12 protein-coding genes are annotated in these 12,080 nt (G+C 69.2%); all 12 read left to right on the forward strand.

The window, feature by feature from the left end; genetic code table 11:
• Positions 1-41: 41 nt before the first annotated feature.
• The 12 genes from ACZ60M_RS00925 (at position 42) to whiA (ending at position 12,017) form a co-directional block, all read left to right on the forward strand.
• Positions 42-1,040 (forward strand): ABC transporter ATP-binding protein, encoded by a 999-nt coding sequence (locus ACZ60M_RS00925; protein WP_465413349.1) that lies wholly within the window; start codon positions 42-44, stop codon positions 1,038-1,040.
• Entirely contained in the window at positions 1,037-1,834 is a 798-nt protein-coding gene (locus tag ACZ60M_RS00930; protein ID WP_465413351.1) for an ABC transporter permease, read from the forward strand. The genes ACZ60M_RS00925 and ACZ60M_RS00930 overlap by 4 nt, the downstream gene beginning before the upstream one ends.
• A complete protein-coding gene (locus tag ACZ60M_RS00935) occupies positions 1,827-2,645 on the forward strand; it encodes an ABC transporter permease (RefSeq protein ID WP_465413352.1) in 819 nt (272 codons plus the stop codon). The genes ACZ60M_RS00930 and ACZ60M_RS00935 overlap by 8 nt, the downstream gene beginning before the upstream one ends.
• Positions 2,645-3,433 (forward strand): ABC transporter permease, encoded by a 789-nt coding sequence (locus ACZ60M_RS00940; RefSeq protein WP_465413354.1) that lies wholly within the window; start codon positions 2,645-2,647, stop codon positions 3,431-3,433. Before ACZ60M_RS00935 ends, ACZ60M_RS00940 begins: the two co-directional genes overlap by 1 nt.
• Positions 3,423-4,229: an ABC transporter permease gene (locus tag ACZ60M_RS00945; protein WP_465413356.1), complete on the forward strand. Its 807-nt coding sequence runs from the start codon at positions 3,423-3,425 to the stop codon at positions 4,227-4,229. Before ACZ60M_RS00940 ends, ACZ60M_RS00945 begins: the two co-directional genes overlap by 11 nt.
• 87 nt (positions 4,230-4,316) lie before the next feature.
• Positions 4,317-5,141: an ABC transporter permease gene (locus tag ACZ60M_RS00950; RefSeq protein WP_465413358.1), complete on the forward strand. Its 825-nt coding sequence runs from the start codon at positions 4,317-4,319 to the stop codon at positions 5,139-5,141.
• 1 nt (position 5,142) lies between these two features.
• Positions 5,143-5,928: an ABC transporter permease gene (locus tag ACZ60M_RS00955; protein WP_465413360.1), complete on the forward strand. Its 786-nt coding sequence runs from the start codon at positions 5,143-5,145 to the stop codon at positions 5,926-5,928.
• A 222-nt stretch (positions 5,929-6,150) separates the two neighbouring features.
• Positions 6,151-7,083, forward strand: a complete 933-nt coding sequence (locus ACZ60M_RS00960; RefSeq protein ID WP_465413362.1) for a serine protein kinase RIO — start codon at positions 6,151-6,153, stop codon at positions 7,081-7,083.
• 37 nt (positions 7,084-7,120) lie between these two features.
• Positions 7,121-9,004, forward strand: a complete 1,884-nt coding sequence (uvrC, locus tag ACZ60M_RS00965) for an excinuclease ABC subunit UvrC (RefSeq protein ID WP_465413364.1) — start codon at positions 7,121-7,123, stop codon at positions 9,002-9,004.
• 93 nt (positions 9,005-9,097) lie between these two features.
• Positions 9,098-9,997: an RNase adapter RapZ gene (gene rapZ / locus ACZ60M_RS00970; RefSeq protein ID WP_465413366.1), complete on the forward strand. Its 900-nt coding sequence runs from the start codon at positions 9,098-9,100 to the stop codon at positions 9,995-9,997.
• Positions 9,998-10,109: 112 nt separating this feature from the next.
• The gene (locus ACZ60M_RS00975) at positions 10,110-11,027 is read left to right on the forward strand and encodes a gluconeogenesis factor YvcK family protein (RefSeq protein WP_465413368.1); all 918 of its coding nucleotides are present in this window, start codon (positions 10,110-10,112) and stop codon (positions 11,025-11,027) included.
• Positions 11,028-11,030: 3 nt separating this feature from the next.
• Positions 11,031-12,017: a DNA-binding protein WhiA gene (gene whiA / locus ACZ60M_RS00980; RefSeq protein WP_465413370.1), complete on the forward strand. Its 987-nt coding sequence runs from the start codon at positions 11,031-11,033 to the stop codon at positions 12,015-12,017.
• Positions 12,018-12,080 lie beyond the last annotated feature (63 nt).

Consider the following 12,080-nt stretch of genomic DNA (forward strand, 5'->3'; position numbering starts at 1 on the left):
ACGAGTGGCCCGCTCCCACCGGATTTCCATACGGTGGAGGCATGCCGATTCTCGAAGCCCAATCCCTCACCAAGACCTTCCGCAGGCCTGACAAGGACCCGGGGTTCAAGGGCGCCGTCAAACACCTGATGCAGCGCAAGTTCAAGAACTACACCGCGGTCGACGGGATCGACCTCTCCATCGAACCGGGCGAATCGGTGGCCTACGTCGGACCCAACGGCGCGGGCAAGTCCACCACGGTCAAGCTCCTCACCGGCATCCTGCGCCCCTCCGAGGGCACCATCCGCGTGATGGGCCGCGACCCGCACACCGAGCGCATCGCCAACGCCCACGACATCGGCGTCCTCTTCGGCCAGCGCACCCAGCTGTGGTGGGACCTGCCCGTCGAGGAGTCCCTGAAGCTCCTCAAGCACATGTACGGCGTCTCCGACGCCGACTACAAGGCCCGCATCGCGAAGTTCGACGAGCTGCTCGACCTCGGCGAGTTCATGCCCGCGCTGGCCCGCACGCTCTCGCTCGGCCAGCGGATGCGCGCCGACCTGGCGTGCGCGCTCATCCACGACCCGAAGATGGTCTACCTGGACGAGCCGACGATCGGCCTCGACATCTCGGTGAAGGACCGCCTGCGCGCGTTCCTGCGCGAGCTCGTCAACGACGGCACGACGCTGCTGCTCACCAGCCACGACCTCGCCGACATCGAGGAGGTGTGCGAGCGGATCGTCGTGATCGACAAGGGCGCCATCGCCTACGACGGGTCGATCGAGCGGCTGAAGGCCCACTACATCACGACGAAGGCCGTGAACCTGTACCTCGAAGGGGCGGCCGATGTGCCCGCGCTCGCCGAGAGGTTCCCCGACTACGAGTGGGCCGCGGGCGAAGCGGCCAGCGAGGTCGTCGTGACGTACGAGTCGAATCGCTTCACCACCGCTGAAGTGCTCGGTTCCCTTACCGCGCAGCTCTCCCCGAGGGACCTGTCCCTCTCCGAGCCGAGCATCGAGGACGTCATCCGCCGCCTGTACGCGGGAGAGCTCACCAAGTGAGCCACAGTCTCGCCGTAGACCGCGCGCTCGTGGTCATCGCGTTCAAGCGAAGACTCGCGTACAAGTCCCACTGGTTCTTCGGCCTCGCCATCGGCGGCGGCTCCATGCTCATCGCGATGGTCATGTGGCAGAACCTCATCGGCTCCGGCACGCTCTCGGGCTACGACTGGGACTCGATGCGGGCCTACACGATCATCGGGTTCGTGGCCGCGACCATGGTCTTCGGCGCCGCCGACTGGACCATGGCCGACCGCATCCTGGACGGCCACATCGCGGTCGACCTGACCAAGCCCGTCGACTTCCAGCGGGCCCGGGCGGCCGAGTACATCGGCTCGATGATCTCGACGGCCCCGACCGCCCTGATGGGCGTCGTCGCCGCGTGGCTCCTCTTCGAGCCGCCGGGCCCGGTGTCGCCGGTCGCCGGGCTCCTGACCGTCGTGAGCTTCATTCTGATGTTCCCGCTGGCGTTCGGCCTCACGTACCTCTCGACCCTGGTGTGCTTCTGGACGAAGCGCTACCTCGGCATCATGTGGCTGCGGGAGGCGCTACTCAGCTTCTTCTCGGGGCTCATGATCCCGCTGGCGTTCATGCCCGGCTGGCTCCAGGGCATCGCGTGGGCCCTGCCGTTCCCGCACTTCACGACCACGCCGTCGGCGATCTACCTGGGGCGCGTCGACACCGCGGGCGCCCTGGGCCTGCTCGCGGCCGAGGCCGCCTGGGCCGTGGGCCTCTGGGTGCTCGGCTGGCTGGTATTCCGGACCGCGGTGAAGCGAGTGACGGTGCACGGTGGCTGACCTGACGTTCGAGCGCGCGGTGCCCGCGCGGCACGTGTTCGCCATCTACTGGCGCACCTGGTTCGCGCAGATCCGCGCGATCGCGGAGTACCCGGCCGACCTGTGGGTCATGGCCACGGCCGGGGCGGTCTGGAACATCCTCCAGTTCGCGTTCCTGGCCGTCCTCTTCGCCAACGTGCCCGACGTCCAAGGCTGGGGCTACCACGAGATGCTGATGCTCTCGGGCCTGCTCAGCGTCGCGGGCGGATGCAACGCGCTGTTCTGGGACGGCGCGTGGAGCACCGGGTCGATGGTCATCAAGGGCGACATCGACTACCGGATCACCCGGCCCGCGCCCGTGATCATCCAGGTCGGCAGCTCCCACATCGGGATGCAGTCGATCGGCGAGGTCGTCTTCGGGTCCGCGATGTTCGTGTACGGCTGGATCGGCGCCGGGATCGGCCTCGCCGCGGTGCCGATCGGCGTCCTCGCCGTGGCCTGCGCCGCGGTCATCCAGTCGGCGCTGGTGACGGCGCTGTGCGCGGTGAACTTCTGGATCAAGGGCCAGGCGTCGATCTTCGCGTTCCTGATGATCGAGCTGCAGGGCAACGCGATGAAGATGCCGCTGGGGATCTTCCCTATCGCCGTGCGGTTCGTCTCGATGTTCCTGGTCCCGGTGGCGTTCATCAACTTCGTGCCGGTGGCGGTCGTGACCGGGCACATGTCCGCGTGGTGGCTCGCCGGGGTTCCCGCGGCCGTGATCGGCTCGGTCCTCCTGGCCACGGGCGTCTACCGGCTCGGCCTGCGCGCCTACGACTCGGCGGGGCACTGATGTCCAGCGTCGACGTGGCGTTCGCGACGATCGCGCTCAAACGCAAGCTCGCCTACAAGAGCACCTGGCTGTTTTCGGTCCTCTTCGGAGGGTGGGCGCTGCTGTCGGGCCTGGCGGTCTGGAACCACCTCATCGGCGACGGCGAGGTCGGCGGCTACGACTGGCAGGCGATGAAGGCCTACCTCGTCATCGGCTTCCTGACCACGACCCTCGCCTGGGCGGGCGCGGAATGGGACATGGCCAACCGCATCCTCGACGGCCTGGTCGCGATCGACCTGACCAAGCCCGTCGACTTCCAGCGGGCGCGCGCGGCCGAGTACATCGGCGGCATGCTCGCCTCCGTCCCGGCCGCCGTCCTGGGCACCGTGATCGCGGTCGTCGTCTTCCGGCCCGCGGGCCCGGCCTCGCCGCTCGCGGCCGTGCTCACGGTGTGCAGCATGCTGTTCATCTTCCCGCTCGCGTTCTGCATCAGCTACCTCGCGGTGCTGTGCTGCTTCGCGACCCAGCGGTTCCTCGGCATCCAGTGGGCCAAGGACAGCATGGTCGCGTTCTTCTCCGGCATGATGATCCCGCTCGCGCTCATGCCCGGCTGGCTCCAGGGCCTCGCCTGGGCGATGCCGTTCGTCCACTTCACCACCACGCCCGCGTCGATCTACCTCGGCCGCGTCGACACCGCCGGGGCCCTCGGCCTCATCGCCGCCGAGGCGGCCTGGACCGTCGGCCTGTGGGTGCTCGCGCGCCTGATCTGGCGCCAGCTCGTCAAGAAGGTGACCATCCATGGCGGCTGACGCCCTGAACGCCCGTCACACCGCGGGCGTCTACCGCCGCTCGATCGGCGCCTACCTCCGCTCCATCGCCGAATACCCGGCGGACTTCTGGGTCATGGCGATCGCCGGGATGTCCTGGCAGGTCATGCTGTTCGCGTTCCTGAGCATCCTGTTCGGGAACGTGAACGCGATCGCCGGGTGGGACTACCACGAGATGCTGATCCTCGCGGGCTTCCTCGCCACCTCGTGGGGGTCGACCGCCCTGTTCTGGGACGGCATCTGGGACACCGGCAAGATGATCGTCGAAGGCGACATGGACTACCGGATCACCAGGCCCGCACCGGTTCTGGTCCAGGTGGGATCGAAGCACGTCGGCATGCAGGTCTTCGGTGACGTCACGGTAGGCCTGGTCATGATCACCGTCGGCTGGATCGGCGCCGGCATCAGCGCCGCCGCGATTCCCGTGGCGCTCTTCCTGCTCGTGTGCGCGGCGGTCATCCAGGCCTCGCTGCTCACGATCGCGAACGCCGCGAACTTCTGGATGAAGGGCCGCACCCCGGTCCTCGCGTTCATGCTCGCCGAGCTCCAGAACGAGGCCATGCGCTACCCGATCACGATCTTCCCCGCCGCCGTCCGCATCGTCTTCACCTTCGGCCTCCCGCTCGCGTTCGCCAGCTTCATCCCCGTCCAGATCCTCACCGGCAAGACCGACCCCCTCTGGCTCCTCGCCCCGCCGATAGCGGCCGCCGCCACCGCCCTCCTCGCCGTCCTCACCTTCCGGGCGGGCCTGAAGGCCTACGACTCCGCAGGCCACTGATCCGAGAGCCGAAATGGCTTTGACTCGGAAAGCCCTTGCAGGGCAAGCTGTCCTCTCCTCCCCTTCTTCTCCCTACCCCCGGGACTGATGCTTTTGACCGCCGCACCGCTGCGCGCGCGCCCCAGCGCGTTCTCCGTCGACTACGCCCTTGCCGTCGTGGCCCTGAAACGCCGCCTCGCCTACCGCATGAACTGGATCTTCGGCGTCGCGCTCGGCGGCGGGGAACTCCTGGTCTCGCTCACGCTGTGGGGGACCATCCTGACCGAGCAGGGCTCGGTCGCCGGTTACGACTGGGACGCCATGCGCACCTACTACGTGATCGCCTTCGTCACGGCCACCTTCATCTTCAGCGGCTCCGACACCGCCCAGCGCATCCTCGACGGGAGCGTCGCGATCGACCTGCTCAAACCCGTCGACTTCCAGCGCGCGCGGGCCGCCGAGTTCTACGGCGGCCTGGCCGGGTCCCTCCCGACCATGGTGGTCGGGCTGCTCATCGCCCTGGTCTTCTTCACGCCCCTGCCGCCCGCCTCTGCCGCTGCGGGGCTGCTCACGCTCGTCAGCGTCGCACTGATCGCGCCCATCGCCTTCAGCGTCGTCTACCTGTCCACGATGCTCTGCTTCTGGACCCGCAGCTACCACGGCATCATGTGGGCGCGGCAGACCGTCGTCGCGTTCTTCTCGGGCGCGATGGTGCCCTTGGCCGTCATGCCGGGGCCCCTGCAGGCCTTCGCCTGGTGCCTGCCGTTCGTGCACTTCACGACCACCCCGTCCCAGATCTACCTGGGCCGGGTCGACACCCCGGTCGCGCTGGGGCTCATCGCGGCCCAGGCCGCCTGGGTCGTCGTCCTCTGGCTCCTCGGGCGCTGGCTGTGGAGCCGCGCGGTCCGGGCCGTCACCATCCACGGAGGCTGAAATGCGGCACACGGCATCCCTCTACGCGCGCCTCATCACGGCGCAGTTCCGCTCCATCACCGAGTACCCGGCCGACTTCTGGACGATGATCTCGGTCGCGCTGATCCAGCAGGCCGCCCAGCTCGCGTTCATCGCGGTGATCTTCGCGCAGGTCACCACCCTCGACGGCTGGGGCTTCCCGCAGATGCTCCTGCTCATCGGCTTCATGGTCTTGACCGACTCGGTGACCGAGGTCGGGTGGGACGGAGCGTGGACGCTCGGCCGCAAGATCGTCGACGGGGGACTGGACTACGCGATCGTCCGCCCGGCCCCGGTGATGATGCAGATCGGCTCGAGCGCCATCGGCATGCAGTCGGCCGCGAACCTGACCACCGGCGCGACCATGATCATCATCGGCTGGAGCGGCGCCGGCATTCCGCTTTCGATGATCCCGGCGGCGGTCCTGCTGCTCATGTGCGCCGTCGTCGTGCAACTCACGGTCATCACGATCATGAACTGCGCCAACTTCTGGCTCAAGGGGCCCACCCCGGTCTTCGCCTGGCTGACCGCCCAGACCCAGGAGACCGCCACGCGCTTCCCGCTGACCATCTACCCCAAAGCCGTGCGCACCGTGCTCACCTGGGTCGTGCCGCTGGCCTTCGTCAACTACGTCCCGGTGCGCATCCTCACTGGCGACCTCCCCGCCTGGTGGCTCGCGGTCCCGCCGGTGGTCGCGCTGGTGCTCTTCGCGATCGCGGTCCTGGTCGCGCGAGCAGGCATCGCCCGCTACGAATCCGCAGGCCACTGATGTGGCGGAGGCCATCGAAAAAACCAGTTGCGCGGTTCCGATGGCCTCCGTTAGACTCGCATCTGTTGCCCGAGGCGTGTCGCCTTGGGACTCTTGAGGAATGGAGGTGTGACTTTGATGGCTGTCGTTGTCTTCGCCCGCGCCATGAAACTCAGTTCACCTCCCGTCGACTCGCGCTGATTCCGCAGCGAGCGACGGACCTTCCTCCAGGAGCTCGCCACCTTGGCACGCAAGTCTGATTTTTCTGATTCCTTCCAATCCACCAAGCGCGGTCGCCGCCAGTTCGACGACGACGAGGTGTTCTCCGCCGAAGACCAAGAGCGCTTCGAAGAGATGCGCACGGTCTTCGACGAGATGCCGCAGGACGACGGCCCGATGACCGGCGACCGCTGGTCGATCTGGTGGGACTCCGAGCCGCTCCAGCGCGGCCCCGAGCCCCGCCCGGCGTGGGTCATCACCGACCACGGCGCCGTCGACTACGAGCTCGGCGTCCTCAAGACCGGCAAGGAAGCCGACGTCTTCCTCGTCGAACGCGCCGTACCGGGCACCGACCGGGCCGTGATCATGGCGTCGAAGCGCTACCGCAGCGCCGAGCACACCCAGTTCAACCGGGCCGGGGACTACATGGCCGGACGCGGCGCGAAGCGCTCGCGCGACGCCCGCGCCATGGCCAAGCGCACCACCTTCGGCCTCGAGCAGGCCGCGGGGCGCTGGGCCGCCGCCGAGTTCGACGCGCTCAAGACCATGTACAACGCGGGCGTGCCGGTCCCGTACCCGGTGCAGATCCTCGGCCGCGAACTCCTCATGGAGTTCATCGGGGACGGCCGCACCGCCGCGCCCCGGCTGGCCGAGACCAAACCCGACGACGTCGAACTCGAGAGCCTGTGGGAGCAGGCCGCCGAGGCGCTGCGGCGCATGACCGAGCTCGGCTTCGCCCACGGCGACCTCTCGCCGTACAACACGGTCGTCCACGAAGGGCGGCTCGTCGTCCTCGACCTCCCGCAGGTCGTGGACCTGTACGCGAACCCGCTCGGCTTCGAGTTCCTCACCAGGGACGTGGAGAACCTGGGCTCGTGGTTCACCGCGCGCGGCATCGAGCGCGACGAGGTCGAAGGGCTCCAGGCGGAGCTGAAGGCCTTGGCGGCCATGCCGTAGTCACGGGAGTGTCGGGGGCGGGTCATATCCTTGTGGTGTGGCTGTTGATTACCGTCCCGCCCCCGGCACCATCCCGACCGCGCCGGGCGTCTACCGCTTCCGGGACCGCGACCGGCGCGTCATCTACGTCGGCAAGGCCAAGAACCTCCGGAACCGCCTGAACTCCTACTTCGCGGACGAGACGCGGCTGCACGAGCGCACCCGCCGCATGGTCAACACGGCGCGCAGCGTCGAGTGGACCGTGGTCGCCACCGAGGTCGAGGCCCTCCAGCTGGAGTGGACCTGGATCAAGGAGTACGACCCGCGCTTCAACGTCATGTTCAAGGACGACAAGTCCTACCCGTGGCTCGCCGTCACCGTGGGGGAGGAGTTCCCGCGCGCCCAGGTCATGCGCGGCGCCCGCCGCAAGGGCGTGCGCTACTTCGGGCCGTTCGGCTCGGCGTGGGCCATCCGCCAGACCCTCGACCTCCTCACCCGGGTCTTCCCGATCCGCACCTGCTCGGACTCGGAGTTCAAGCGCTGCGAGCGGATCGGCCGCCCCAACCTCCTCGCCGACATCGGCAAGTGCTCGGCGCCGTGCGTCGGCCGCATCTCCGCCGAGGACTACCGCGAACTCGTGAACGGCTTCTGCGCCTTCATGTCCGGCGACCACGCCCCCGTGCGCCGCCGCCTCCTCAAGGAGATGCAGGAGGCCTCCGAGACCCTCGAGTTCGAGCGCGCCGCGCGCCTGCGCGACGACCTCGCCGCCCTGGACAAGGTCCTCGAGCAGCAGGTCGTCGTCCTCGCCGAAGACGTCGACTGCGACGTCATGGCCGTCGCCGACGACGAGCTCCAGGCCGCCGTCCAGGTCTTCCACGTGCGCGGCGGCCGCATCAGGGGCCAGCGCGGCTGGGTCATCGACAAGCCCGAACCGGTCGACCTGCCCGGTATCGTCGAGCAGTTCTGCCTCCAGTTCTACGGCGAGCAGAACGAGGTCGTGCCCCGCGAAGTGCTCGTCCCGGCGCTGCCCGACGACGCGGTGGCGCTCGCCGAGCTCCTCTCCGAACGCCGGGGCTCCAAAGTAGACGTCCGCGTTCCGAGGCGCGGCGACAAGCGGGCGCTGGCCGAGACCGTCGAGAAGAACGCGGTCGAGAACCTGCAGCGCCACAAGCTCAAGCGCGCCGGGGACCTCACCGCCCGCTCCAAGGCCCTCGAAGAGCTCGCCGACGCCCTCGACCTGCCCGAGGCGCCGCTGCGGATCGAATGCTACGACGTCTCGCAGTCCCAAGGGGAGGACGTGGTCGCGTCGATGGTCGTCTTCGAGGACGGCCTGCCGCGCAAGAGCGAGTACCGCCGCTTCGTCATCAAAGGCGAGCGCAAGGACGACCTCGCGAGCCTCCAGGAGACCCTGCGCCGCCGCCTCGCCAAACTCGCCGACCAGCCCGCCGGTTCGCCCAAGGAGGAGGACGAAGAGCCGAAGCGCGGCTTCCACTACCCGCCGCAGCTGCTCATCGTCGACGGAGGCCAGCCGCAGGTCGCCGCCGCCGAAGCGGTCTTCGCCGAGCTCGGTATCGACACGATCAACCTCGCCGGCCTCGCCAAGCGCCTCGAGGAGATCTGGCTGCCCGGCGAGGAGTACCCGGTGATCCTCTCGCGCACCTCCGAGGCGCTGTACCTGATGCAGCGCGTCCGCGACGAGGCCCACCGCTTCGCGATCTCCCTGCACCGCACCAGGAGGCGCAAGAGCCTCATCACCTCCGCCCTCGACGGCGTGCCCGGCCTCGGCGAGTCCAAGCGCAAGGCCCTCCTCAAGCAGTTCGGGTCCGTGAAGAAGATCCGCGAGGCCGAACTGTCCGAACTGGAGGCGGTTCCGGGCATCGGCCCGAAACTGGCCGAGGCCTTGCAGACACATCTGCGTAATCCCGACGACAACGGGGCTTGAGAAGCGGTAGGTAGTAATACGCTTGTCAGTTCGGCAAGCACGTCGAAGCCGTGTCACCACGGCGGCAGGAACGAACTCGGGGATACTGGACTTATGGGTGTGGCAGCAGTGCAAGCGGGCGCGACCGACCGCGGCGAATTGGACCTCGTGATCGTCACCGGGATCTCCGGCGGCGGCCGCTCGACGGTGGCACGGGCACTGGAGAACGTCGGCTACTACGTCATCGACAACCTGCCCGAATCGCTCGTCGGCCAGGCCGCCGAGCTGGCCGCGGCCGGAGGCGAAGAAGTGCGGCGCACCGCGATGGTCCTCGACGTGCGCTCGCGCGCGTTCATGACCGACCTCGTCGGCGTTATCGAGGACCTCCGCAAGGGCGGCTTCAAACCGCACCTCGTGTTCGTCGACGCCGACGACGACATCATCATCCGCCGCTTCGAGAAGGTCCGCCGCGCCCACCCGCTCCAGGGCGACGGCATGCTCGCCGACGGGATCGCCGCCGAGCGCCGCATCCTCGAACCGGCCCGCGGCTCGGCCGACACCCTCTTCGACACCACGCACCTGAACGAGAACCAGCTGCGGTCCCGCGTCGAGGAGGCCTTCCTCGCGCCCTCCGCCTCCGGACTCCAGTTCACCTGCATGTCATTCGGGTTCAAGTACGGCATCCCGCGCGATGCGGACTACGTGGCCGACGTAAGATTCCTTCCCAACCCGTACTGGGTTCCCACCCTGCGCGAGCACACCGGGATCGACCAGGACGTCGCCGACTACGTCCTCGGCCAGGACGGCGCCGAGGAGTTCGTCGCCGCCTACGCGTCCCTGCTGCTCGGCACCACCCAAGGGTTCGAACGGGAAGGCAAGCGCTACATGACGATCGCCATCGGCTGCACGGGCGGCAAGCACCGCTCCGTCGCCATCGCCGAGTCACTGGCGAAGCGCCTCAGCGCCGCCGGGTTCCCCGCCAACACCCACCACCGCGACCGGGGCAACGAGTGACCGAAGCGCCCGAGGGACCCGACCGGGCCGCCGCGCCCGCGGGTCCCCCAAGCGCACCTCTCCTCCGCACCGGCCGCCCCGCCCCCGAGGGCCGTATCTCCGAGGTGAGTGCATGACCAGAGTCGTCGCGTTCGGCGGCGGGCGGGGCCTGTCCGCCTCGCTCCGCGCCCTCACCAGGCTCGACCTCGACCTCACCGCCGTGGTCACCGTGGCCGACGACGGCGGCTCCACCGGCGACATCCGCGCCACCCGCCCGGTCCTACCCCCCGGCGACCTGCGCAAGGCGCTCGTCGCCACCGCCGACCCGGATAAGTCCGAGACCGCCCGGCTGTTCTCCCACCGCTTCGGCGGCGAGGACTTCCTCACCGGCCACCCCGTCGGCAACGTCGTCCTCACCGGCCTCCTCGAACTCCACGCGAACCCCGTCGACGCCCTCGACTTCGCCGGGAGCCTCCTGGGCTCCCGCGCCCGCGTCCTCCCCATGTCCACCACCCCGCTCGACATCGAAGCGGACCTGATCGAGGGCACCGGCACCCGCACGATCGTCGGCCAGCACGACATCGCCGTCGCCGACGGCAGCGTCAAGGACGTGCGCCTCCTCCCCGCCGGAGCCACCGCCTGCCCCGCGACCCTCCAGGCCGTCGCCGACGCCGACTGGCACGTCTTCGGCCCCGGCTCCTGGTACACCTCCGTCATCCCGCACCTGCTCCTGCCCGACCTCCGCGAGGCCATCGCCGCCTCCAAAGCGAGGAAGGTCGTGGTGCTCAACCTCTCCGAAGAGAAGGAAACCGACGGCCTCACCCTCGCCGGTCACGTCGACACGCTGCGCCGATACGCCGAAGGTGTCCGGTTTCACTACGTCGTCTCAGGCGACACCCGAACCCTCGCCGATCCCGGATCGTTGAACAGTGCGGCACAATCGTTGGAGGCCCAGCTGGTGGCGGCGGACCTCGCCTCCGACGGCGTGACGCACGATGTCGCCGCGCTGGCTGCCGTATTGGGAAACCTGCTGGTCGAAGATGGTGGTTAACGAATGGCGATGACCTCGGAGGTCAAGGACGAACTCAGTCGCATCGAGGTGACGAAGTCCTGCTGCCAGCGCGCCGAACTGGGCGCGCTGTTCCGCTTCGCCGGAGGCCTCCACCTCGTCGGCCAGGGCAACGTCCTCGTCGAGGCCGAGGTCGACGCCGGGAACGTCGCCCGCCGCGCCAAGCGCATGATCGACAAGCTGTACAACTACGAGTCCGAGGTCCACGTCCTCGTGGCCGCCGGGCTGCGCCGCAACAACCACTACCTGCTGCGCGTCATCGCCGACGGCCAGGCCTTCTCCAAGCAGATCGGCCTCACCGACCAGCGCGGCTACCCCGTCCGGGGCCTGCCCAACCACGTCGTCGGCGCCTATCCGTGCTGCGCCGAGGCCGCTTGGCGCGGGGCCTTCCTCGCCCGCGGCTCCCTCACCGAGCCCGGCCGCTCGTCCTCCCTCGAAGTCACCTGCCCCGGCCCCGAGTCGGCCCTCGCGCTCGTCGGCGCGGCCCGCCGCCTCGGCATCGCCGCCAAGTCCCGGGACGTGCGCGGCGTCGACCGCGTCGTCATCCGCGACGGCGACGCCATCGGCGAACTGCTCACCCGCCTCGGCGCCCACTCCTCGGTCCTGACCTGGGAGGAAAGGCGCGTCCGCCGCGAAGTGCGCGCCACCGCCAACCGCCTCGCCAACTTCGACGACGCGAACCTGCGCCGCTCCGCGCGCGCCGCCGTCGCGGCCGCCGCGAAGGTCACCCGCGCCCTCGAAGTCCTCGGCGAGGACGTCCCCGAGCACCTGGCCTCCGCCGGGCGCCTGCGCCTCGACCACCGCCAGGCCTCGCTCGAGGAACTCGGCACCCTCGCGGACCCGCCTCTGACGAAGGACGCCATCGCCGGGCGCATCCGCCGCCTCATCAACATGGCCACCAAACGGGCCCAGGAGCACGGCGTTCCCGGCCCCGACGACGTTGTGGCCGAAGAGGAAATGCTCGTCGCGTAACCCGCGCGCGACCCGCCCGGCGCCCGGCGCGGAAACCCGCACGGGCGGCCACGCAACGGCTAC

The organism is Glycomyces sp. NPDC050141, from assembly GCF_055586545.1.

Bases quoted from the DNA above. Each gene is read 5' to 3' on its own strand.
- ACZ60M_RS00925 (WP_465413349.1), top strand. From the start codon at position 42: ATGCCGATTCTCGAAGCCCAATCCCTCACCAAGACCTTCCGCAGGCCT.
- ACZ60M_RS00940 (WP_465413354.1), top strand. From the start codon at position 2,645: ATGTCCAGCGTCGACGTGGCGTTCGCGACGATCGCGCTCAAACGCAAG.
- ACZ60M_RS00945 (WP_465413356.1), top strand. From the start codon at position 3,423: ATGGCGGCTGACGCCCTGAACGCCCGTCACACCGCGGGCGTCTACCGC.
- ACZ60M_RS00950 (WP_465413358.1), top strand. From the start codon at position 4,317: ATGCTTTTGACCGCCGCACCGCTGCGCGCGCGCCCCAGCGCGTTCTCC.
- ACZ60M_RS00955 (WP_465413360.1), top strand. From the start codon at position 5,143: ATGCGGCACACGGCATCCCTCTACGCGCGCCTCATCACGGCGCAGTTC.
- rapZ (WP_465413366.1), top strand. From the start codon at position 9,098: ATGGGTGTGGCAGCAGTGCAAGCGGGCGCGACCGACCGCGGCGAATTG.
- ACZ60M_RS00975 (WP_465413368.1), top strand. From the start codon at position 10,110: ATGACCAGAGTCGTCGCGTTCGGCGGCGGGCGGGGCCTGTCCGCCTCG.
- whiA (WP_465413370.1), top strand. From the start codon at position 11,031: ATGGCGATGACCTCGGAGGTCAAGGACGAACTCAGTCGCATCGAGGTG.